This is a genomic window from Pedobacter sp. Hv1 (genome assembly GCF_001412215.1).
In the GTDB taxonomy this organism is placed as follows: Bacteria; Bacteroidota; Bacteroidia; order Sphingobacteriales; family Sphingobacteriaceae; genus Pedobacter.
Map to the genome: position 1 here is coordinate 41,793 of NZ_LLWP01000010.1, position 21,750 is coordinate 63,542.

General features: G+C 36.5%; 22 protein-coding genes. 10 read left to right on the plus strand and 12 right to left on the minus strand.

Features of this window, described 5'->3' with window-relative positions:
* Positions 1-20 precede the first annotated feature (20 nt).
* Positions 21-1,037, plus strand: coding sequence for an MAC/perforin domain-containing protein (locus tag AQF98_RS19230; RefSeq protein ID WP_055133613.1), 1,017 nt, complete (start codon positions 21-23; stop codon positions 1,035-1,037).
* An 84-nt stretch (positions 1,038-1,121) separates the two neighbouring features.
* On the opposite strand, the gene AQF98_RS19235 is transcribed toward AQF98_RS19230, so the two are convergent.
* Positions 1,122-2,078 carry a lipid A deacylase LpxR family protein gene (locus AQF98_RS19235; protein WP_055133614.1) on the minus strand — a complete coding sequence of 319 codons (957 nt, stop codon included), beginning with the start codon at positions 2,076-2,078 and terminating at the stop codon, positions 1,122-1,124.
* Positions 2,079-2,082: 4 nt separating this feature from the next.
* Positions 2,083-4,554 (minus strand): endopeptidase La, encoded by a 2,472-nt coding sequence (lon, locus tag AQF98_RS19240; protein WP_055133615.1) that lies wholly within the window; start codon positions 4,552-4,554, stop codon positions 2,083-2,085.
* A 311-nt stretch (positions 4,555-4,865) separates the two neighbouring features.
* Here lon and AQF98_RS19245 point away from each other — a divergent pair, with 311 nt between their 5' ends.
* Entirely contained in the window at positions 4,866-5,492 is a 627-nt protein-coding gene (locus AQF98_RS19245) for a tetratricopeptide repeat protein (protein ID WP_055133616.1), read from the plus strand.
* 49 nt (positions 5,493-5,541) lie between these two features.
* On the opposite strand, the gene AQF98_RS19250 is transcribed toward AQF98_RS19245, so the two are convergent.
* Positions 5,542-6,066 carry a hypothetical protein gene (locus AQF98_RS19250; RefSeq protein WP_055133617.1) on the minus strand — a complete coding sequence of 175 codons (525 nt, stop codon included), beginning with the start codon at positions 6,064-6,066 and terminating at the stop codon, positions 5,542-5,544.
* On the minus strand, positions 6,066-7,586 hold the full coding sequence (gpmI, locus tag AQF98_RS19255; protein WP_055133618.1) for a 2,3-bisphosphoglycerate-independent phosphoglycerate mutase: 1,521 nt from the start codon (positions 7,584-7,586) through the stop codon (positions 6,066-6,068). Before gpmI ends, AQF98_RS19250 begins: the two co-directional genes overlap by 1 nt.
* Before the next feature lie 177 nt (positions 7,587-7,763).
* On the opposite strand from gpmI, the gene AQF98_RS19260 reads away from it, so the two are divergent.
* The 4 genes from AQF98_RS19260 to AQF98_RS19275 all read left to right on the plus strand — a co-directional run bounded on the left by AQF98_RS19260 (position 7,764) and on the right by AQF98_RS19275 (position 10,666).
* A complete protein-coding gene (locus AQF98_RS19260; RefSeq protein ID WP_055133619.1) occupies positions 7,764-8,165 on the plus strand; it encodes a DUF4783 domain-containing protein in 402 nt (133 codons plus the stop codon).
* Positions 8,166-8,210: 45 nt separating this feature from the next.
* Positions 8,211-9,053, plus strand: a complete 843-nt coding sequence (gene nadC / locus AQF98_RS19265; protein WP_055133620.1) for a carboxylating nicotinate-nucleotide diphosphorylase — start codon at positions 8,211-8,213, stop codon at positions 9,051-9,053.
* 50 nt (positions 9,054-9,103) lie between these two features.
* A complete protein-coding gene (gene plsY, locus AQF98_RS19270) occupies positions 9,104-9,751 on the plus strand; it encodes a glycerol-3-phosphate 1-O-acyltransferase PlsY (RefSeq protein WP_055133621.1) in 648 nt (215 codons plus the stop codon).
* 90 nt (positions 9,752-9,841) lie between these two features.
* Positions 9,842-10,666: a M48 family metallopeptidase gene (locus AQF98_RS19275; RefSeq protein WP_055133622.1), complete on the plus strand. Its 825-nt coding sequence runs from the start codon at positions 9,842-9,844 to the stop codon at positions 10,664-10,666.
* A 114-nt stretch (positions 10,667-10,780) separates the two neighbouring features.
* Here the strand turns inward: AQF98_RS19275 and AQF98_RS19280 are convergent, their stop codons facing one another.
* Positions 10,781-11,029: a hypothetical protein gene (locus AQF98_RS19280; protein WP_055133623.1), complete on the minus strand. Its 249-nt coding sequence runs from the start codon at positions 11,027-11,029 to the stop codon at positions 10,781-10,783.
* Positions 11,030-11,115: 86 nt separating this feature from the next.
* On the minus strand, positions 11,116-12,369 hold the full coding sequence (locus AQF98_RS19285) for an anthranilate synthase component I family protein (RefSeq protein WP_055133624.1): 1,254 nt from the start codon (positions 12,367-12,369) through the stop codon (positions 11,116-11,118).
* Positions 12,370-12,440: 71 nt separating this feature from the next.
* On the opposite strand from AQF98_RS19285, the gene AQF98_RS19290 reads away from it, so the two are divergent.
* On the plus strand, positions 12,441-13,040 hold the full coding sequence (locus tag AQF98_RS19290; protein ID WP_055133625.1) for a hypothetical protein: 600 nt from the start codon (positions 12,441-12,443) through the stop codon (positions 13,038-13,040).
* Positions 13,041-13,045: 5 nt separating this feature from the next.
* Here AQF98_RS19290 and AQF98_RS19295 read toward each other — a convergent pair whose 3' ends face one another.
* From AQF98_RS19295 to AQF98_RS19315, 5 genes are all read right to left on the minus strand, one after another.
* Positions 13,046-14,599, minus strand: a complete 1,554-nt coding sequence (locus AQF98_RS19295) for a response regulator (RefSeq protein WP_161805891.1) — start codon at positions 14,597-14,599, stop codon at positions 13,046-13,048.
* Positions 14,600-14,607: 8 nt separating this feature from the next.
* Positions 14,608-15,150, minus strand: a complete 543-nt coding sequence (locus AQF98_RS19300; RefSeq protein ID WP_055133627.1) for a CHASE4 domain-containing protein — start codon at positions 15,148-15,150, stop codon at positions 14,608-14,610.
* A 133-nt stretch (positions 15,151-15,283) separates the two neighbouring features.
* Entirely contained in the window at positions 15,284-16,561 is a 1,278-nt protein-coding gene (locus AQF98_RS19305; RefSeq protein ID WP_055133628.1) for an adenylosuccinate synthase, read from the minus strand.
* A gap of 40 nt (positions 16,562-16,601) precedes the next feature.
* On the minus strand, positions 16,602-17,096 hold the full coding sequence (locus tag AQF98_RS19310) for a Fur family transcriptional regulator (RefSeq protein WP_055133629.1): 495 nt from the start codon (positions 17,094-17,096) through the stop codon (positions 16,602-16,604).
* Between the two features lie 168 nt (positions 17,097-17,264).
* A complete protein-coding gene (locus AQF98_RS19315; RefSeq protein WP_055133630.1) occupies positions 17,265-19,475 on the minus strand; it encodes a bifunctional (p)ppGpp synthetase/guanosine-3',5'-bis(diphosphate) 3'-pyrophosphohydrolase in 2,211 nt (736 codons plus the stop codon).
* Positions 19,476-19,585: 110 nt separating this feature from the next.
* Between AQF98_RS19315 and AQF98_RS19320 the strand changes: the two genes are divergently transcribed.
* Genes AQF98_RS19320 through bshB1 form a run of 3 tightly spaced genes read left to right on the plus strand, consistent with a single transcriptional unit; the run spans position 19,586 to position 21,483 of the window.
* Positions 19,586-20,203: a DUF4294 domain-containing protein gene (locus tag AQF98_RS19320; protein WP_055133631.1), complete on the plus strand. Its 618-nt coding sequence runs from the start codon at positions 19,586-19,588 to the stop codon at positions 20,201-20,203.
* Positions 20,204-20,208: 5 nt separating this feature from the next.
* A complete protein-coding gene (locus AQF98_RS19325; protein ID WP_055133632.1) occupies positions 20,209-20,760 on the plus strand; it encodes a glutathione peroxidase in 552 nt (183 codons plus the stop codon).
* A 6-nt stretch (positions 20,761-20,766) separates the two neighbouring features.
* Positions 20,767-21,483, plus strand: coding sequence for a bacillithiol biosynthesis deacetylase BshB1 (bshB1, locus tag AQF98_RS19330; RefSeq protein ID WP_055133633.1), 717 nt, complete (start codon positions 20,767-20,769; stop codon positions 21,481-21,483).
* Positions 21,484-21,553: 70 nt separating this feature from the next.
* Here the strand turns inward: bshB1 and AQF98_RS19335 are convergent.
* Positions 21,554-21,750 (minus strand): RagB/SusD family nutrient uptake outer membrane protein (locus AQF98_RS19335; RefSeq protein WP_152969769.1); only part of this gene is annotated, 197 nt, incomplete at its 5' end.

The following is a 21,750-nucleotide window of genomic DNA, read 5'->3' on the forward strand; positions in this document are numbered from 1 at the left end:
ACACAAATACACAAATGAATATGAAAAAAACAATCCTAGCCTTGGCTATGCTGAGCGCTGCACTTGGTGCGTGCAAAAAAAACAATGAAAACATTCCAAAAAAAGAAACTGTTTTGCCAAAAGATATCGGTATAGCGGTTTCGTGGGCGCTACCAGCCCCAACTACCTCAGAAGGAAATGTTACCTATAACTTTTTAGGCTATGGTTATGATGTTACGGATAAATATGCTGATGCAGCTGCCGTAAGAGCCTCGGTAATCAATATCCCCTTATTGGCCATTGATCATTTATCAAGAATTAATGTGAGTACAGGCACTTCATATTATTGGTCAAATTGGAGTGGTGAAAATGCGACAGACTTGAGCAGTAAACTATCCAATAGCTTAGATGAAACGAAAGGTTTAAAAATGTTTGGGAAAACAATTTCAAAGGCATTTCCAAATTTTAATGTTTTTGATAGTAAATACTTTTATGGTTATTATTCAAATATCAGTGTCCAAAAAAGACTGAGAATGACTGGGGATGTTGAAATGCTTAAATACCTCACTAGTTCTTTTGTGCAAGATGTGAATGTATTGAGTGCTGAAGACTTGGTGAAAAAATATGGAACACATATCCTGAAAGATATAGAGTTAGGGGCCAGACTAAATGTAGTTTATCAGGCAGAAACAGCTAACAACGATAGAAAAAAAATTAGTACTACTGGTTTAAGATATGCCATGCAGAAAGTTTTCGGACTTCCAACTGGCGAATTAGGCCCTATAGATCTCGCTGCCCTGAATGCAAATGCGGGTGCTAAATTGCACTATGAAGCCACAGGTGGGGATGTAAGAGAATTAAAGAGTCTGTCTCCTCTTCCTGTAAACATAACAAATTGGTATAAAAGTATTACACTAGAAACAGCGAAATTTATTGGTGTTACAGAAAAAGGGTTGGTTCCTTTATATGATTTAATTACGGATAATCAAAAGAAGATGCAAGTAAAAGAATACATTGTAAAATATCTTGAGGAGCAAGAAGTGAAGCTTAAAAATTAACCTACTTTTAAAAGTCAAACATACAATAAAGGGCCATTGAAAAATGGCCCTTTATTGTATTCTATATGAATTTAATAATTAATTTTAGGATTTTCCAAACCTGTAATACATCGCTATTGTGCCGTATTGATGTGCTTTTGCTGTGCTTTTAACTTCTTTAGATTTGAATAAGATGCTATAATCTATGGTAAAACGCGATGAGCTATAGTTGAAACCAAGTTGTTGCGCAAAAACGACAGGTTTAACACCAAATGTTACTGGACTATTGTTGTTAAACATGCTTCCTTCAATTGTTGCATCGTAAGCCACATAGTTAAGTTGTGGTTTGGCATAAAAGAACAACTCATTTTTAACCAATTTTGCTGTTTTTGAATTGTTGCTGATCAAAGAGTTAGTAGAAACCGTATTAAATAACTGGTTAATGTTACCTGTTCTGAACAAAACACCTACACCAGCTCCACTAAAGGTAGTGCCCAGATTTGCATAACTTTCTAATGAGAAATCTGTCTTCCCATTTTCAGAGCGATGCAATAGATTGGTATACTGAGCAGAAAGGTTAACTGCCAACTCATTCTTGATCTGATACTCCCAGCCCTTAAGTTCGTAAAAACCTGCAATTTTATGGAGCAGTTCTTGAGCTTCTTCTCCCAAGGCATCGGGGCCAACCGTTCCGAGTTCGATGCCCAACTTTAATGCCTTTTCTTTTTTATACAAAAGGTTAACCGCTGCACCACCATAAAGGTAGCCCGCAAAAGGACGATCATGTTGGCTCAGTTTAGGTACATAACCAGAAATGGCATTGTACATTTTCTGTCCGGCAGAAAATTCGTAGATCACTTTCTCCAGTTTTCCATTTAGTTTTCCCTGATCTGCCGCGTGGCGGAAATAGAGGAAAAGCCCATTGGTATAATAGCGGTCCTGACCTACAAAAAGATAAGAATCGTTATCGCTTTTGAAACCGAATTCGTTTTTGTAAGATTGGGCAAAACTCCCAAAACTAATGCCCAGTAAGAGAAAAATAAATAGGAGTTTTAACCGCATAGTTTTATGAGTTTGAATTTGGTTTTTTTACAGTTAAAAGCTGCGCATTTTTAACTTTATCTTTCATCAAAGCGAGTTCAATTACTTCCTTCATTTCTGTAACATAATAAAACTGAAGGTCTTTGATGTAATCTTCTTTAATTTCTAAGATATCTTTTCTGTTTGATTTGCAAAGAATAATTTCTTTGATATTTGCTCTTTTAGCAGCCAATATTTTTTCCTTAATTCCTCCAACAGGCAATACTTTTCCACGTAGGGTAATTTCGCCTGTCATGGCTAAATTAGATTTTACTTTACGCTGGGTAAAGGCAGAAGTTAAAGCAGTAAGCATGGTGATACCAGCAGATGGTCCGTCTTTTGGTGTGGCACCTGCAGGAACGTGAACATGCACATCGTATTGATCAAATAAATCATTATCGATGCCAAAAAGATCAGCATGTGCCCTGATATAAGCTAATGCAATAATTGCTGATTCTTTCATTACTTCGCCCAAGTTTCCGGTTAAAGTTAATTTTCCTTTGCCCGGGCTTAAACTGGCTTCAATAAACAAAATGTCGCCACCAACCTGTGTCCAAGCCAAACCCGTAACTACACCAGCTACTTCGTTACCTTCGTAAAGGTCTTTGTCGTAAATCGGTGCACCTAAAATGCGTTCCACATCATCCAATTGCAAAGCCGGTTCATACGCTTCATCCATGGCAATCTTGGTAGCAATACCACGTACCAAAGAGCCAATTTTCTTCTCTAAACCACGCACCCCACTTTCGCGGGTATAATCTTCAATTACTTTTTCAATTAAAGAGCTTTTTAAAGTAATGTCTTTGCTTTTTAATCCGTGTTGTTCTTTTTGCTTAGGTAGCAAATATTTTTTGGCAATCTCAATTTTCTCTTCAATGGTGTAACCATTTACTTCAATAATCTCCATCCGATCTAAAAGTGCAGGTTGGATAGAGCTTAACGAGTTGGCAGTAGCAATGAACAATACATTAGAGAGGTCATAATCAGCTTCTACATAATGATCGTTAAATGCATTATTTTGTTCTGGATCTAAGACCTCTAATAAAGCTGAAGAAGGGTCTCCTCTAAAATCAGAGCCTACTTTATCAATTTCATCTAATACAAAAACCGGATTTGCTGCACCAGCCTTTTTAATAGATTGGATAATACGGCCAGGCATAGCACCGATATATGTTTTTCTATGTCCACGAATTTCTGCTTCATCTCTAATCCCTCCCAAAGCCATCCGTACGTATTTACGGTTAATTGCTTTGGCAATAGATTTACCCAAAGATGTTTTACCCACACCCGGAGGGCCAACCAAACAAAGAATAGGCGCTTTCATGTCTCTTTTTAATTTCAAGACAGCTAAATACTCGATAATCCTTTGTTTAACTTTTTCTAGGCCGAAATGATCTTTGTCTAAAATGCGTTGTGCACGTTTGAGATCAAAATTGTCTTTGGTAAAATCGTTCCAAGGTAGGTCCAATAACAATTCTAGATAATTCATTTGTATAGAATAATCTGGAGCTGCTGGGTTCATCCTTCCTAATTTTTCAAGCTCTTTACCAAAATGATCGCCTACAGATTTAGCCCATTTTTTTCTTTTGGCCCTTGCTTGAAGTGCTTCAAATTCCAGATCAGAAGAATTGCCGCCTAGTTCTTCTTGAATGGTTTTTAATTGTGCATTTAAAAAATAATCGCGTTGTTGTTTGTCTAGGTCGGTACGTACTTTTGATTGGATTTGGTTCTTCAACTCTAACATTTGTAGTTCTGTTGTTAAAAGCTCCATTACCATTTCGGCACGTTTACGTAGGTTGCCCATTTCTAACATCTTTTGCTTGTCTGCTACATCTGCATTCATATTTGAAGAGATGAAGTTGATCAAGAAAGAAGTGCTTTCTATGTTTTTTAGCGCTATTCCAGCTTCGCTAGGGATATTTGGCGAAAGTTGGATGATCTGTGATGACATTTCTTTAATAGAAGCCACCAAAGTTTTAAATTCTTTATCTGCTTTATGTTTTGTTTCGGTAAATTTTGCAATAATTACCTTAATATAAGGTTCTGATTGTACTTCTTCTACCAATTGAAAACGCTGTTTACCTTGGATGATGACTGTGGTATTTCCATCAGGCATTTGCAGCATCTTGATAATTTGTGCTACCGTACCTACACTATTCAATTGCTCAAACGTAGGGTCTTCGATAGATACATCGCGTTGAGAAACTACACCAATGATCCTATCGCCTTTGTAGGCCTCTTTAATTAGCTTGATAGATTTGTCTCTACCAACGGTAATTGGAATAACAACTCCGGGAAATAAAACCGTATTTCTAAGTGGAAGTATAGCTAAGATTTCTGGAGTTTCTTCATTGTTCATTTCATCTTCGTCTTGTTGAGACATTAGGGGAAAGAACTCCGTATCTTCATTTATCATTGGTAGTGCGTGACTAAAATCAAATTGATCTTGTTTACTCATTAATTGGGCCTTTTTAATTATATATTAACGACAAACTGACAGCCTTGCCGTAATAAAAGTATAAATCTAGTATTAAGGGTTATATTTTCAACTCTTGTGCCAAAAATAGAATAAGGGTAAATGTCTGTTAAAAAGTCAGCCTTAAAAAATTATACTGACCAATTATACCATATTTTATTAAATTAGCGTTTACCTTAAATATTTGCAAATGGTATGATAGTTGTATATTAGCATCAATGAATTATGGTCTTGGCTATAAAGATGTTAGTGCTGATGATTTGCAACATTAACTAAAACTAAAAAAACGCTGAATGGATTATTTTAAAAAAACATTTTTATTATTATTTGTAATTTCTGCTTCTACTTCTTCTTTTGCTCAGGGTAATTATGAGAAAATGGGGAAACAAGCGTGGATGAATGGTGATTATAAAACCGCGGTTGTGCAATTGGAAAAAGCCGATAATGCAGACCAGAACAATGCAAATGTTTTAAAAATGTTGGGTTATTCTTATTTTCAATGTGCAGATTTTGAAAACTCTATTTCTGCTTACAGTCGTTTAATTGCTTTAAAACCTACTGATTATTCTGCTTATTATTATAGAGGTAAAGCAAGGTTAAATATTGCCAATGCTCCTAAAGAATCGCTCAATCAAATGAGAGAAAGTTTCTATACGTCGGCAATTAAGGATTTTAGCAAAGCAATTGAAATTAATGGTGAAGAAGATGTACAGATTTTGCAGAACAGAGGCCTTGCGTATAAAGATTATGCCATATTTAAATCGTATAAGATTAAAAAGACTCCTGAAAAAGTAGCATGTGTAGCTATCTTTAATAGCTCAATGGCCGATTTCCAAAAAGTTTTAACTGTACAGCCTTTAAGAAAAGATATCATTTCTTGGGTTGATTATATTAAAGCGCAGGTAGCGAGTTTAAAATAAAACACAACGGCTCAAAAAAAAATCCCCTAGCAAAACACTAGGGGATTTTTTATTTGAATTTTCCTGTAATCTGATATTTCTTCTCGCTCATGAGTTTTATACTTTGTATTTTTTTGATCTCGTATAAACTATCTGGATAATAGCTCAAAGTGTCTTTAGATGTATAAAGGTCATTTGTATTGGTTACAAAGATTTTGATAGTGGTAATCTTTTCATTTTGATAGGTAACTTCTACTTTTTTAACGGGAATTTTATCGCTGTTAGATGTATAAATAGCAACATTATCGTTTTTTGTGATTTTAAAAGCACCTCTCCAAGAGGCTTTGTTGATATCGGCAGAGATAAATGAATCAAATTCTTTTTCCCAATTGGCAATGGTCACTTTCTTTTCCTCCATTTTGCCATTTACCATTACCATTTTGTCTATTGGCAACTTATTTTGCTTTAACCGCAACGCTTCTTTTTTAAAATATCCAGCTAAATCAACATAAGTTTTAGTGCTCAAGTTATCTTGTTCTTTAAAAGTACAAGCACTACAAAAGACAACAAAACTGTATAAAATCAATTTCTTCATTAGACCAAGCAATTTCCTGTCATGATTGTTGGAATTTCTATACCCATAATTTTCAAAATAGTAGGGGCAATGTCGCCTAATTTTCCATCGGCAATGTGTTTGTATTCATTATCTATTAAAATACAAGGCACCAAATTGGTCGTGTGTGCCGTATTTACAGAACCATCTGCATTGATCATGTATTCGGAGTTACCATGATCAGCAAGGATAATAAAAGAATAGCCATTTGCAATACCTGTTTTAACAACTTGTTCGGCACATGCATCAGCGGTTTCAACAGCTTTCACTACGGCATCAAAAACACCAGTATGGCCAACCATGTCAGGGTTTGCAAAGTTTAAACAGATAAAATCGGGCCAGCCACTTTCTAATTCTTGGCTAATAGCAGCTGTAATGCCAGCTGCGCTCATTTCAGGTTGCAGGTCGTAGGTGGCAACTTTTGGAGAAGGAATTAAGATTCGTTTTTCATTTTCAAACTCTTTTTCTCTACCTCCAGAGAAGAAGAAAGTAACATGAGGATATTTTTCTGTTTCGGCAATCCGGATTTGGGTTTTATGGTTAGCTTCCAAAACTTCGCCCAAGGTATTAGAAAGATCGTCTTTTGTAAATACAACATTCACCTTCTCAAAACTTTCGTCGTAAGTAGTCATGGTTACATAATACAAGGGCAGTTTTTGCATGTCAAAGTCAGGGAAATCTTTTTGACTTAAAGCAGTTGTAATTTCTCTGCCTCTATCTGTCCTATAATTGAAACAGATCACTACATCATCAGCTTTAATTGTTGCTGTTGGTGTACCGTCGGCATTTGTAATCACAATTGGTTTGGTAAATTCGTCAGTTATTCCTTCACCGTATGATTTTTGAATGGCATCTTCGGCATTTGTAGCTTTTTCGCCAATACCATTCACCATTACATCGTAGGCTAGTTTCACTCTTTCCCAACGGTTGTCTCTATCCATTGCATAATAACGACCAATTAAGCTGGCAATTTTTCCTGTTGATGTTTGGAGGTGCTGATTTAAGCTAGAAATGAAACCTAATCCAGAATTTGGATCCGTATCTCTACCATCTAAAAACGCGTGAATAAACACATCTTTTAATCCTTTTTCGTTAGCAGCATCACACAATGCCTTTAAATGATTAATATGGGCATGCACACCGCCATCAGAAACTAATCCAATAAAATGGACAGCTTTATCATGAGCTTTTGCATAATTGAAAGCATTAACCAAAACCTCATTGTTGTGCAAGGTTCTATCTGTTATGGCCTTGTTAATTCTGCCTAATTCTTGGTAAACTACTCTACCTGCACCTAAATTCATGTGTCCAACTTCAGAGTTGCCCATTTGTCCGGCAGGTAATCCTACTGCTTCTCCAGATGCTTCTAGTTTTGAGTTGGGATAGTTTTGAAGCATTGAATCAAAAAATGGAGTGTTGGCCATGTAAGCGGCATCAGATTGATCTTTCTTTCCGTAGCCCCAGCCATCAAGAATCAGTAGTACTAGTTTTTTAGCTTTCATTAATCGTGTAATTTTAGGAATGTTCAACAAATCTATTCTGTATTTTTGCTTAAAAAACGATTTGTCTGCTAGACAAATATAAACCTAAAACATGCTTTAAAGCAAAATTTTTACATATTATGATTTGTAAGTGGCATAATTTTGGCTTGTATATTTTATAGTTTGACCACACACATAATGAAACCATTACTTGCGTTACTGCTATTGTTAGTGCATTTTCCGTTAAATAATGTATTGCAGGCAGATATTGTTGATGATCTGGCCCTAAATTTTAAAACAGGAAACTCTAAAGAAATTGCAAAAAACTTTGCAGGATCTGTAGAATTGATTGTAATTGACCAGGAAGATGTATATAGTAAAGTACAGGCCGAACAGATTCTAAAAGATTTTTTTGTTAAAAATCCTCCATCTAAAACAAGTATTATCCATCGTGTAAATACCAATCCAAGTTGGCGATTAGCGATCTTATCCTTAACCACTAAAAATGGAAAATTTAGGGTAATGATTACGATGAAAGTAAATAAACCAACTAATAGCTTGTTAATCACCGAATTGCGTATTGAGGCCGATAAGGAATAACTATATTTCTTGTTATTTTTGTAATTTTGCAAGAAAAACACTGCTTTGGACAAAAAAATAGTCGACCTGTTTATCAAAAATGCTATCGCCGAGGATGTTGGTGATGGAGATCATACTTCACTTTCTACCATAACCGCAGGCACCCAGGGTAAAGCCAAATTGATTGTTAAAGAAGATGGAATTTTAGCTGGCGTTGAGTTGGCATTAGAAATTTTCAATCAAATAGATTCTGCTTTAAAGGTCAATGTACTTTTAACAGATGGTACTCCCGTTAAATATGGTGAAATTGCTTTTGCCGTAGAAGGTTCAACCCATTCCATTTTATTGGCAGAAAGATTGGTGCTGAACTGCATGCAAAGAATGAGTGGGATTGCTACAAAAACCAATCGCATTGTTCAATTGTTAAAACCTTATCAAACCAAAGTTTTAGATACCCGTAAAACCACACCAGGTTTAAGGTATTTAGAAAAATGGGCTGTGGTAATTGGCGGCGGTGTAAACCATAGAATTGGTTTATACGATATGATTTTGATTAAAGATAACCATGTAGATTATGCTGGTGGCATTGCCAATGCCATTAAAGCGGCTAATGCTTATCTTAAAAGCAATAACAAGAACTTAGCGATAGAGATTGAAGTAAGAAATATAGATGAGCTGAAGCAGGTATTGGCCGAAGGTAATGTAGATAGGATTTTGATCGACAACTTTGAACTGCCTTTGTTAAAAGAAGCTGTTGAGTTGATCAATGGCCGATTTGTGACAGAAGCCTCTGGAGGTATTGTAGAAGAAAATGTAACAGCGTATGCAGCTTGTGGCGTAGATTACATATCTATGGGCGCACTTACGCACTCGGTTAAAAGTTTAGACTTAAGCTTAAAAGCATTTTAATCCTTATATTTTATCATCTAGATTCTTAATTTTTAGTATAATTGTAGGTAATGATTTCGATCTATTCCATTTCAGCGCTCATATTTGCGTATCTTCTTGGTTCAATACCTACAGCGGTATGGTTAGGTCAAGCATTTTATGGCGTAGATGTAAGAGAATATGGCAGTGGTAATGCTGGGGCCACTAATACCTTTAGGGTGTTGGGTAAAAAAGCCGGTATTGCGGTAATGCTTATTGATATTTTTAAAGGCTATACGGCCACTAATCTGGCCTATTTGATAGGTTTATCTGTTACAGGTCCCCAAAATTCTGCCCAGTTTGTAAATTATCAATTGGCATTGGGTGTAATTGCGGTAATGGGCCATTTGTTTCCAATTTTTGCAGGTTTTAGAGGAGGAAAAGGAGTGGCCACATTATTTGGAATGGTTTTGGCTGTTAGGTTTGAGGCAGCGATGATTTGTGTATTGGTATTTGTGATTGTTTTGTTGGCCACAAAATATGTTTCTCTAAGCTCGATATGTGCTGGTTTTGCATTTCCAATAAGTATTGTATTTGTAATCCAATCTTCTATTAAATCGGAAGTACTATATGGGATTTGTGTTTGTGTGCTGATATTGGTTACCCATCAAAAAAACTTAGAACGATTACTCAAAGGCAAAGAATCTAAAGTTTACCTGTTTAAAAAGAAACAAAATTAGCACTTTGTTGTTGATGAAGATGTGGAGATAAACAGGTTTTCATGATGCTAAAACTAAGTGATATCACCATTAAAAATTAAAATGATACAGATGAAAAAAATAATGATCATTGGTCTTGCTACAGGTTTGTTGGCAATATCTTCTTGTTCTACCTCTGTTGTGCCTTTAACGGGTCGTAAAGTCTCAACTTTTGGGGTAAACGCTGCAGATTTAGAGCAGCAAGCTGCTCAGGGTTATTCGCAATTGTTAAGCGACCCTAAAACGAAAGTGGTATCAAGCAATTCGACAGAAACACAACGTGTGAAAAGGATTGGGGCCAATATTCAGGCTGCTGTTACCCAATATATGAATGCCAATGGGTACGGAGAACAGATTAAAAATTATAAATGGGAGTTTAATTTAATTGAAAGCCCAGAGGTTAATGCTTGGTGTATGCCAGGAGGGAAAGTTGCTGTTTATACAGGCATTTTAAAGATTACCAAAGACGATGCCGGTTTGGCAACAGTAATGGGCCATGAAATTGCACACGCCATTGCACAACACTCTGTAGAGCGTGCATCAGACATGCTTAAAGCGCAATTGTTAGGCACCGCTGTTGGTACTGCTACTAGTGGCAAGTCTGAGAGTACACAAGCTATTGTTAACCAATTGTATGGCGTTGGCGCACAAGGCCTATATGTTTTACCTAATTCGCGTAAACAAGAGCTAGAAGCCGATAAAATGGGCCTATCTTTTATGGCCATGGCTGGGTATAACCCACAAAATGCCATTGGGTTTTGGCAAAGAATGGCTGCGGCCAGCGAAGGTTCGCAAAAACCTCCAGTATTTTTAAGTACCCACCCTACAGACGAATCGCGTATTGCTCAAATACAAAGGGATTTACCTGAAGCCATGAAATATTATAAAGGGAAATAAGAGAAGGTAGAAGGTATTAAGGCAAAAGGTGTAAGGTTTTACTTTACACCTTTTTTATTTTGGTTCATTGTCTTCGACAGGCTCAGACTGACAAAATTATTGGTTCATCAGTCATTAGTGCATTGGTTCATTTGTTGTTACGGTATAGGTTTTTACTGCGTTTGTTGTACAGGCCAAAGTTAAATAGACCGGATTGGAGCGGTATCCTTTTTTGCCGTTCGAGGCAAAAAAGATAAAGCATAAAGCCGGACTGACTTTAATCTGCTCAGAGGCGTTGCCCTCCAAAATAAAAAGAATGAAAGTCAGGTCAATAAGATTCTTTTCTTCGACCACAAAGACACAAAGCGCACAAAGTTTGGTCATCTAGGTAATAAATGAGATCAACCACATAGGTACATCGTACCTAATGGCTAATCAACCAATGAACCGATGAACGGATAAACAATAGCTTATTTGCCAAGCACCTTCATAATTGCCGAAGCCTTTAACAAACATTCTTCATATTCTTCTTCTGCACTTGCTGCATAGGTAATGGCTCCTCCAACCTGGAAAGAGAGGTATTGCTGCTTGGCATGGTACAAAATGCTCCGGATAATGACATTGAAATCGAAATCTCCATCTGGGCTAATACAACCGAAAGAGCCCGAAAAAGCGCCTCTCTTGCTTTTTTCATACTGATCAATTAACTCCATTGCCCTTATTTTTGGAGCACCCGTCATAGATCCCATTGGAAATGTGTTTTTGATGGCATCAATAAAATGAATGTCTGACCTCAATTCGCAACTAATGGTCGAGATCATCTGGTGGACTTGGGGGAAGGAATAGATGCCAAAGAGTTCATCAACTTTAACCGTGCCTTGTACAGCACTTTTGGTTAGGTCATTTCTCACCAAATCAACAATCATTACATTTTCGGCCTGCTCTTTAATGCTTGATTTTAAGGCAACCTTAATTTGTTCGTCTTCTGCTTCATCTTTACTTCTTTTGGCGGTGCCCTTAATCGGTTGAGAAATTAAACGACTGCCTCGCTTACATAAAAACCTTTCGGGTGTGGCAGACAAAATATATTGATCATAAAGTTTAAAAAAGCCCGAAAATGGTGTAGGAGAGACTTTGTTTAAGGTATGGTATATCGCTATTGGATTGATGGCGGCATGACTGGCAAAAAACTCTTGGCAGAAATTGATCTCATAAATATCTCCTCTTTTAATATGCGATTGTAAGAGGTTGATAGTTTCAATATAAGATGACCTGTCAAATTTGCTTTCAATGGTTAAACCAGGTATGTCATCAACAGGATGAAGTTTAAACTGATGAATAAGATCGATTACCTGAGGATTTCCTTTAAGTATTTGAATGGAGGTGCCTTGTATAGCGATAAGGTATTCTGGTACGAAAAAGAACAAGTCTGGGAACCCCAATTGATCTGTATGTGTAGTGTTTAAATTTTCTATCTCATTTTTAAGTTCATAACTCAATAAGCCAAACATCCATTCGTGATGCTGTTCGTAAAAAGATTTAAGCTTGGCAAAAGCCTCTCCCGCATTTTCTTTGAGCTCTTGTGCAGCGCCAACTGCAATTAAACAGTCGTACTGCGAATAGGGATCATGGTAATGGTTAGAATCTAAACAACAACACACTTCAAATGAAGCTGCCCATTGCATTGCTTTTTCCTTAAATAATGAGATTTCAGTTTTATTCATTTGTAGTGGCAAAGGTAAATATTGTACACTTAGATCATACAAGGAAATTATTTTTATATCTTAGGTGCACTATGAAAAAATACATCATCTGTCTTGCGCTAGGTGTTTTATCAGTTACTTCTTTTGCACAATCTACTGATGCAAAGCAGGCTTATCTTGATTTTACAATCTATAGAACAAATGAAGAGGGTAAAGCCACACAAATTACCCAAACCTTAGCCTTGCTGAAACTTGCTGATCAATTATCTGCCAAACAGATTACCAATATCAATTATCATTTAGGCAGAATGTACGAAGATGTTGAAAACCCCGAAGCAGCTATTCCATATTACGAGAAATCAGTGGCTGGCGAACCCAACTATTTAGTGGTGCACAGGGCTTTGGGTTTTATCTTTTTAACTCAGAGTAAGCCTATTGTAGCGCGTATGGAGGCCACTACAAAAGCAAAAGATGTTGAAGGAAATAAAAAAGCTTATCAAGAATATAAAACTTTGATCCTAAAAGCTATTCCGCATTTGGAAAAATACCAAGCTTGTGATCCAGATGATGACACGCTAAAGATTATCATTGATTTATATAAAAGTATCAAAGACACAAATTCTATAAATACCTTGCCAGCCCGTTTAAAGCAAATGGGTGCCAAATGTGTAGACCTATTGGATGATGAATAGTTAGTTTAGCTATTGCCGAAAGTGAGGTCTAACACCTCAAATATTTTCTCCTTGTTTAAGGGTTTTGATAGATAGTCGGTAAAACCAGCATTCATTATTCTTTCTTTATCTTCTGGCGAAGAATAAGCTGTATTGGCTATAATTGGTATGGTTTGGTTAAAGGTTCTGATCATTTTAAAAGCCTCAAATCCATTCATAATAGGCATTTTGATGTCCATGAAAATCAAATCGATAGTAAGGTTATCCTTACAGAGGTCAACTGCCACTTTGCCATTAACCGCTCTAATTACATGGTAATTTTTGAGTCGTAATATTTTCTCGAGCAATAAAAAATTAATGTCGTCGTCTTCTGCAACCAATATGGTTTTATGAGCTGTACCTTCTGTTTGATAACTGCTTTTATCAAGTGCTACCTTGGGTATCGACTCATCATATATTAAAGGAATGTTGAGCGTAAAGGTAGAGCCAACTCCCGGGGCTGATTTTACATCAATTGCACCACCTAATAATTCGATATAGGCTTTGGTAATGGATAGGCCAAGGCCTAAGCCACTCAGTTCAATAGAAAAATCATCTTCAACTCTTCTAAATCTATCAAAAATCAATTTGGTATTGGCTTTATCTATTCCCAAGCCAGAATCTTCTACCCATATTTTAATCAATTTAGTTTCTTCATTTACAGCATAGCCAATATTGATATGGCCACTTATCGTAAATTTAATGGCATTGGTTAGGAGGTTCGTTAAAATTTGTTTGAGCTTGGTTTCATCCATTAGGATGTTTTTCTTCAAGTTTTTAGTGGTTTTAACAATTGCAAAAGCGATGCTTTTTTCTTTTGGAATAGTAACCCTAGTAGCATTGTAAACCTCCGAAATGCATTTGTCTAAATCTAAACTTGTGTAATTTGGGGTAATTTGCTTAGAGTCTATTTTCGACATTTCGAGCAGGTCTTCTATAATGGAAATTAGATTTTTTCCACTTTTTCTGATGATCTCCAAATATTCGGTTTTATCAGAATGGCTTAATTTTTCATCATTAAGAAGATCGCTAAAGCCAATAATGGCATTCATGGGTGTCCTAATTTCATGAGATAGATTTGCCAGAAATGCAGATTTTAAATTGTCGCTTTCTTCGGCTTTTTGCTTGGCAATTTCTAGCTGCTTTCGTTGGTTATTGTTTTCTTCAAACAGGTTGCCGATATACACAAATTCGCCATGCGATTTTTTAAGGAGTGACATCGAGTTTTCATCCTTTGTCTCTAAGCTATTGGTAATTAGTTTAAGAGGTTTGTAAATCCAACGCCTATAATAGAACAGGTAGATCAATAAGTTCAAAATGGTGGCAATGAGGATAATGCCAAGTATCTTTTTGGTATTGTTAAAGTTTAGATTAAAAGCACGTTCAAAATGGATTTTTGAAATAGTATTGTCTTGCCAGTCTTTGAGGTCGAGGTCAACATTGATAAAGTTTCTGGTATTAGGACTTATGTAATTCTTTGGTGCCAGCCGGATAGCTGAACTACTGATCTTTTCTAGGTTGTGGATGAAATCCTTGTTCAAACGTCTGATCATAAAAAAATAACCCGAAGGAGGGTGTTTGATTTTTTAGGATCGTCTGAGGGGTGAATGGTGGCTCCAAAAACTTCAACCATGCCTTCTGGTAACTGCATGTAAAACCGAAGTAACTTGGCCTCATGGAGCTTGGCAAATAATGCATTTGGAATAATATCTTCGGTATTGAGTTTGGCCGAATGGCTACTGAATATCTTTCGATGATTTAATCCGTAGATCCCTATATAATCCACTTCATAGGTGCTAAACTCACCATCAATATAATCTTTGTACCAGGTACTGTCTTTGGTTTGCATAAAAGTAACCAGCTCATCCCAAAAGGTAACATCGATAATGGTGGCAATGTGGGTTTTGGAATTCAGATTGAATATGGAACCCACTTCTTTGGTATATTCTGTAGATGCGGTACTGTAAACCTTCTTCTCTTGTTTAATTGTATAGAAGTAGAGGGACAGAAAGAGCAAAAAAAACAAAGCACTCGAACCAATTATCAATAATAATAGCCGGTAATAAGTATTAAGATTAGCGAGTATCCGCATTAATTCTTGCTTTTATTTTAATTAAATATAATATATTATTGTGTTATTCTTTTAATCCAAATTGTTCATAAAATAAAAACCCTTTGAAATATTTCAAAGGGTTTTTATTTAAACGGAATCGACTAAACGTTAACTATTTTAAAGTGAGTGTTTGAGTTCTATCTGGTCCAACGGACAAATATTTAATTGGCACCTCTAATTCTTTTTCCAAAAAGGCAATATAAGCCGCCAATTGGCTAGGAATCTGTGTAGTTGAATTGATTTGTGTTAAATCAGTTTTCCAACCCTCAATTGCTTTTAATACAGGCTTAGGTTGGATTGAAATGATGTCGTAAGGCATGTAGTCAATTACTTCACCATTGTATTCGTAATGTGTACAAGCATAAATGGTATCAAAGCCATCTAATACATCCGCTTTCATCATAATAAGGTCGGTTACGCCATTCAGCATAATCGCATATTTTAAAGCTGGTAGATCAATCCATCCACAACGACGGGCTCTGCCAGTAGTTGCACCAAATTCGTGACCAACTTGGCGAAGGTTTTCTCCGATTTCGTTATCCAATTCGGTAGGGAAGGGGCCACCACCAACACGGGTGCAATAAGCTTTAAAAATACCATAAACTTCGCCAACTTTATTAGGTGCAATACCTAAGCCAGTACAAGCACCAGCAGTAGTGGTATTTGAAGAAGTAACAAAAGGATACGATCCAAAATCGACATCTAATAAAGTACCTTGTGCACCTTCTGCCAATACTTTTTTGCCTTCTTTTAAATAACCATTTACAAAGTGTTCGCTATCTACATGCGGAATAGCTTTGATAAATTCAATTGCTTCAAAAAATGCAGCCTCTTTTTCAGCTAGATCATAATCGAACTGATAATGAGAAAGAATTTCTTTATGTTTTTCTACCAATTTATTGTAACGTGCTCTAAAATCAGGTAAAGTGGTGTCGCCAACACGTAAGCCATTACGGCCAGTTTTGTCCATATAAGTTGGACCAATTCCTTTTAAGGTAGATCCAATTTTGCCTGCACCCATTTTTTGCTCGTTTGCAGCATCTAATAATTGGTGGGTAGGTAAAATTAAGTGTGCTTTACGGGCAATTACCAGTTTGCCACTCGCAATAGGATCGTGTCCAGCTTTTTTTAGATTATCTAACTCTCTTTTTAAAATAATAGGGTCAATTACTACACCATTTCCAATCAAATTCATGGTTTTTTCGTTGAAAATTCCAGAAGGAATGGTATTCAGTACAAATTTTTTACCATCGAATTCTAAAGTATGGCCAGCATTTGGACCACCTTGAAAACGGGCTATCATATCGTATTGCGGACTAAGTACGTCAACAATTTTACCTTTACCCTCGTCGCCCCATTGCAGGCCTAGTAGTACATCTACTTGAGTCATTATTTTAATTTAAAGAATAGAAAGATTATATATTGGATAATTAATTTGCAGCGTGTTGTTTTTGCGTTGCAGCGGCCTTAATGGTGGCTGCGGCACTACAATCAAAACATACCCCATAAAGATTTAAAGAATGGTGTTTAATGTCAAATTTCAATAATTCGCCTACCATACTTTGAATTTGATGAATGCGTGGATCGCAAAACTCTACCACTTTACCACAATCAATACAGATCACGTGGTCGTGTTGGTGGTAACCATAAGATTTTTCGAATTGGGCCATGTTTTTGCCAAACTGGTGTTTGGTTACCAAATCACACGATACCAATAATTCTAGGGTATTGTAAACCGTAGCCCTGCTTACGCGGTACTTTTGGTTTTTCATATGGATATAGAGCGTTTCTACATCGAAATGGTCATCTCTAGAATAAATTTCTTCTAAAATGGCAAAACGCTCAGGGGTTTTTCTTAAGTTTTTGTTTTCGAGATAGGCTTCGAATATTTTTCTAACCAACTCACTAGTATTCTGTTCAGACATAGTTTTAAACTCCTTTCCAAAGGTAGGTAAAATTGTTAAATTGTGCTAGTGTTCTCATCTTCAATTGTTGAAATGTTGTAAAGTTACCGTTAACATTACAAGTTGATGTTGAATGGGCTTTCATTAAAACTGAAAACTATCATTCAACAACTGCCAACTGAAAACTATTTAAGCATCAAATCTTGTTACACCGGTTACTCCTTTAACTTCTAACAGGTTTTTAATCAGGTTATCCAAATGGTCTTTATCATTCACAAATACTTTGATCGATCCATCAAAAATCCCATCATTTGTATCTACTGTAATTGAACGCATATTTACCTTAAAATCGTTTGAAATCACCTTTGTAATGTTATTGATTAATCCCACATCATCTATACCGATAATGTGCAATCCGGTTAAGAACGTTAATTCTTGTTGTTTGTTCCACTTGGCTTTTACTACCCTATATCCATAATTAGCCATTAATTGAGCTGCATTTGGGCAGTTGGTGCGGTGAATTTTAATTCCTTCGCTTACCGTAACAAAACCAAAAACATCATCGCCCGGTATCGGATTACAGCATGCAGCCAAGGTATAGTCTATTTTTTGTAGATCTTCACCAATTAACAAGATGTCAGATTCTGGACCCTTAACCTTGTTTAATAAGGCTTCAATATGTTGTCCATCGTTATGTCGTTCTGTCCCTCTGTTCTCAATTTCTTTTTCGCTGGCCAGGTAATCTTTGAGATCTTTTAACTCTATTTTACCGTTAGCAACGGCAATAAAAAGGTCTTGGGTAGATTGAAGCTTGAAAAAATAACTGAGTTTGTTTAGGTTGTCTGTATTATAGGTGATTTTTAACGACTTTAGTTTGCGCTCTAAGGTTTCCTTACCAGTTTCTGCAATTTTCCGTTTTTCTTCTTTTAAAGATGATTTGATCTTCGATTTGGCTTTTGCGGTAACCACAATATTTAGCCAATCTTCTTTAGGTACCTGTTTACCAGAGGTGATGATTTCTACCTGATCGCCATTTTGCAATTTATAAGATAGTGGTACCAGTTTATGGTTCACTTTGGCACCAATACATTTAGCGCCCACATCGGTGTGAATTTCAAAGGCAAAATCTAAAGCTGTGGCACCTAGTGGCAGTTGCAATAATGCGCCTTTGGGCGTAAAGATGAAAATCTCATCAGAGAAAAGGTTCATCTTAAAATCGTCTAAGAAATCGAAAGCATTGGCCTCTGGGTTGCTCAACATTTCTCTCACTTTTTGGATCCATTGATCTAAACCATTATCGATACTGGATTCTTTGTACTTCCAATGTGCGGCAAAACCTTTCTCTGCAATTTCGTTCATGCGCTGGGTACGGATCTGTACTTCTACCCATTGTCCTTTTGGGCCCATTACCGTGGTGTGCAAAGATTCGTAACCGTTTCCTTTTGGCGAAGAAACCCAGTCTCTTAGGCGATCTGGATTTGGTCGGTAGAGGTCGGTAACGATAGAATAGGCTTTCCAGCAATCTGCTTTTTCATGCTCAGGTGGACTATCCAATATAATTCTAATGGCAAAAAGATCATATACCTCATCAAAGGGGATGTTCTTTTTCTTCATCTTATTCCAAATGGAATGGATTGACTTTGGTCGGCCATATAAGTTAGCTACCAGACCTTGTTCGGCCAGAATTTCATTGATCGGCTCTACGAAAGTTTTGATAAATAAATTGCGTTCGGCCTTTTTCTCATTTAATTGGGTAGCAATATATTTGTAGGTATCAGGCTCAAGGTATTTCATCGACAAATCTTCCAGTTCAGATTTGATGGCATACAGACCTAAACGATGTGCCAATGGCGCATAAAGGTAAATGGTTTCTGAAGCAATTTTTAATTGTTTTTGCCTTGGCATAAAATCCATTGTTCGCATGTTGTGCAAACGGTCGGCCAGTTTGATCAGTATTACACGTACATCATCGGCCAAGGTCAAGAGCATTTTTCTAAAATTCTCTGCCTGTAGCGAGCTGTTGTAATCGAAAACACCAGAAATTTTGGTCAGTCCATCAATAATTTTGGCAGTCTTTTTTCCAAATTCCCTTTCAATATCCTCTAAGGTAATGTCGGTATCTTCTACCACATCGTGCAATAAGGCACATACAATAGAAGTGGTTCCTAGTCCAATTTCTTCTGCTGCAATTTGTGCAACTGCGATAGGATGATATATGTAAGGCTCACCAGATTTACGGCGCATATCTTTATGGCTCTCCAATGCCATTTCGAAAGCTTTGCGAATCTCTTTTTTATCTCCCTTTTGTAAAGTAGATTTAGATGCACGCAACAATGCCCGATATCTTTTTAAAATCTCCTGCTTCTCTGCCTCAATATCAATCACTAAAGTATTCTTCATTTGTTTTTTCTAGGTAAAAATTATCGTGTTTTAAATAATAAAAGATTATATTCGAATGTAGATAAAACGAATATATAAAATTAGCGTTAACTTTGTATAGGCATAAATTTATGAAATTTTATAGACTCTTTATTCTGTTTATTGTCATGATTGCTTGTAACGAGGTAAAAGCACAGGAGACAATGCCTGGCGTAATCTACCCAGTACTAGGTAAAAATGATACCATTAGGGTAATGTCAGCTGTTGATAATGGCTACCTGATTCCCTTCTTTATACTTAACGAAATTGTGGTTTACGGTACCAAAACTTTTAAGTCGGTAGCAGATCAAGCAGCTTATAATAGGTTAAAATACAATGTATTAAAAGTAATGCCTTATGCCATGTTCGCCAAAAGGAGATATGAAAAATTAGAGCGGGATTTGGCGGTTACTATGGATAAGAAAGAACAAAAAATATTGGTAAAAGAATGTGATAAGGAAATCAAAAACATGTTCAATACCGAAATCAAAGAATTGACCATTACTCAAGGTCAGATATTAACCAAATTAATTGATAGGGAAGTTGGAAGAACAACTTATGACATTGTGAAGCAAACAAAAGGTGGCTTTGCAGCGTTCTCTTATCAGTTAGTGGCAAGAGTTGTTGGTCATAATTTAAAAACGACCTATAGCGCTACAGAAGATAGAGACATTGAAGCAATCATTGTCAATTCTGGTTATTATCAATAAAAAACATGAATTCTACTCCAACCATCTATCCATTTAAAGTAAAACTGTTAAATGGGAAAGAAAAAACTTTGTCTGATTATAAAGGTAAAGTACTATTGGTAGTCAATACAGCATCAGGCTGTGGCTTTACCCCTCAATTACAAGAACTTCAAGATCTAAGAACAGAATATGCCGAGCAGGGATTTGAAGTTTTGGGTTTTCCATCGAACGATTTTGGCCGACAGGAGCCATTAGACGGGCAGGCCATCAATGAGTTTTGTGAAGTAAATTATGGGGTCAAGTTTCCCGTTTTCGAAAAGATTATGGTTAGAGGAGCGCAGGCACACCCACTTTATAAGTTTTTAAGTGAGAAGAAGCTGAATGGACATGTCAATTCATCGCCAAGATGGAACTTTCATAAATACCTGATCAACAAAAATGGAGAAGTGGTAGATTATTTTTACTCCTTTACCAAACCAAGTTCCTCAAAAGTGAAAAAGAAAATCCAACGCCTGTTGGACGAGACCAATATTGGCAAGCCTGCTAAAGCCAGTGAAAAATTAAATATAGAGAAATAAACAAACATGAAGTTAGATATACTTGTTTTTGCTGTACACCCTGATGATGCGGAATTGGGTTGTTCAGGAACATTATTAAAACATATTGCCTTAGGGAAAAAGGTTGGGATTATTGATTTTACCCGTGGCGAGTTAGGAACTCGTGGCTCTGCAGAAATAAGAGATACTGAAGCTGCAGATTCTGCTCAAATTTTGGGCTTACATGTACGCGAAAACCTGAAATTGAGAGATGGTTTTTTTAAGAATGACGAAGCGCACCAATTGGAATTGATTAAAATGGTACGTAAATACCAACCCGAAATTATTTTAACCAATGCCTTGCATGATCGGCATCCAGACCATGGTCGGGCAGGAGATTTAGCGAATGATGCTATTTTCTTATCAGGACTGAGAAGAATTGAAACTGAACTTGATGGTGTAGTGCAAACTCCATGGAGACCAAGATTGGTTTTACAATACATCCAAGATCGTTACATTGAGCCTGATGTAATTATTGACATTACTGATTTTATGGAAACTAAATTGGCATCTATCAGAGCTTTTAAAACACAATTTGATAGTCCTGATAACAAAGAGCCACAAACCTATATTTCTTCGCCAGAATTTTTAGAAGCCGTAATTTCTCGTGCTCGCGAATTTGGTAAAAGTATTGGTGCTACTTATGCCGAAGGATTTACCTCTAGAAAATTATTAGGTGTAGACAATCTATTTAATTTAAGATAGTTGAATTTAACCAATAAAAAGGCCGATTCTCATTTGAGAATCGGCCTTTTTATTAGATTGTTTTGCTTAGCTAGTAACCTGGATTTTGAACTAGATTTTTATTAGCATCCCTTTCACGTTGTGGGATAGGGAATACCAAGGCATTGGCATTCCAAGCTAATGTACCTATATTGGTTTGCGTACGTTTGGCATCATGTAAAGCCGCCCCTTCGAAAGCCAAATTAGCATAACAATATGTTATGAAATGATTTTGATTAAATAAGATCT

What these genes read in the sequence shown, in the direction of transcription:
- AQF98_RS19230 (WP_055133613.1), top strand. Translation starts at nt 21, where the DNA reads ATGAAAAAAACAATCCTAGCCTTGGCTATGCTGAGCGCTGCACTTGGT.
- AQF98_RS19235 (WP_055133614.1), bottom strand. Translation starts at nt 2,078, where the DNA reads ATGCGGTTAAAACTCCTATTTATTTTTCTCTTACTGGGCATTAGTTTT.
- lon (WP_055133615.1), bottom strand. Translation starts at nt 4,554, where the DNA reads ATGAGTAAACAAGATCAATTTGATTTTAGTCACGCACTACCAATGATA.
- AQF98_RS19245 (WP_055133616.1), top strand. Translation starts at nt 4,866, where the DNA reads ATGGATTATTTTAAAAAAACATTTTTATTATTATTTGTAATTTCTGCT.
- AQF98_RS19250 (WP_055133617.1), bottom strand. Translation starts at nt 6,066, where the DNA reads ATGAAGAAATTGATTTTATACAGTTTTGTTGTCTTTTGTAGTGCTTGT.
- gpmI (WP_055133618.1), bottom strand. Translation starts at nt 7,586, where the DNA reads ATGAAAGCTAAAAAACTAGTACTACTGATTCTTGATGGCTGGGGCTAC.
- AQF98_RS19260 (WP_055133619.1), top strand. Translation starts at nt 7,764, where the DNA reads ATGAAACCATTACTTGCGTTACTGCTATTGTTAGTGCATTTTCCGTTA.
- plsY (WP_055133621.1), top strand. Translation starts at nt 9,104, where the DNA reads ATGATTTCGATCTATTCCATTTCAGCGCTCATATTTGCGTATCTTCTT.
- AQF98_RS19275 (WP_055133622.1), top strand. Translation starts at nt 9,842, where the DNA reads ATGAAAAAAATAATGATCATTGGTCTTGCTACAGGTTTGTTGGCAATA.
- AQF98_RS19280 (WP_055133623.1), bottom strand. Translation starts at nt 11,029, where the DNA reads ATGACCAAACTTTGTGCGCTTTGTGTCTTTGTGGTCGAAGAAAAGAAT.
- AQF98_RS19285 (WP_055133624.1), bottom strand. Translation starts at nt 12,369, where the DNA reads ATGAATAAAACTGAAATCTCATTATTTAAGGAAAAAGCAATGCAATGG.
- AQF98_RS19290 (WP_055133625.1), top strand. Translation starts at nt 12,441, where the DNA reads ATGAAAAAATACATCATCTGTCTTGCGCTAGGTGTTTTATCAGTTACT.
- AQF98_RS19300 (WP_055133627.1), bottom strand. Translation starts at nt 15,150, where the DNA reads ATGCGGATACTCGCTAATCTTAATACTTATTACCGGCTATTATTATTG.
- AQF98_RS19305 (WP_055133628.1), bottom strand. Translation starts at nt 16,561, where the DNA reads ATGACTCAAGTAGATGTACTACTAGGCCTGCAATGGGGCGACGAGGGT.
- AQF98_RS19310 (WP_055133629.1), bottom strand. Translation starts at nt 17,096, where the DNA reads ATGTCTGAACAGAATACTAGTGAGTTGGTTAGAAAAATATTCGAAGCC.
- AQF98_RS19315 (WP_055133630.1), bottom strand. Translation starts at nt 19,475, where the DNA reads ATGAAGAATACTTTAGTGATTGATATTGAGGCAGAGAAGCAGGAGATT.
- AQF98_RS19320 (WP_055133631.1), top strand. Translation starts at nt 19,586, where the DNA reads ATGAAATTTTATAGACTCTTTATTCTGTTTATTGTCATGATTGCTTGT.
- AQF98_RS19325 (WP_055133632.1), top strand. Translation starts at nt 20,209, where the DNA reads ATGAATTCTACTCCAACCATCTATCCATTTAAAGTAAAACTGTTAAAT.
- bshB1 (WP_055133633.1), top strand. Translation starts at nt 20,767, where the DNA reads ATGAAGTTAGATATACTTGTTTTTGCTGTACACCCTGATGATGCGGAA.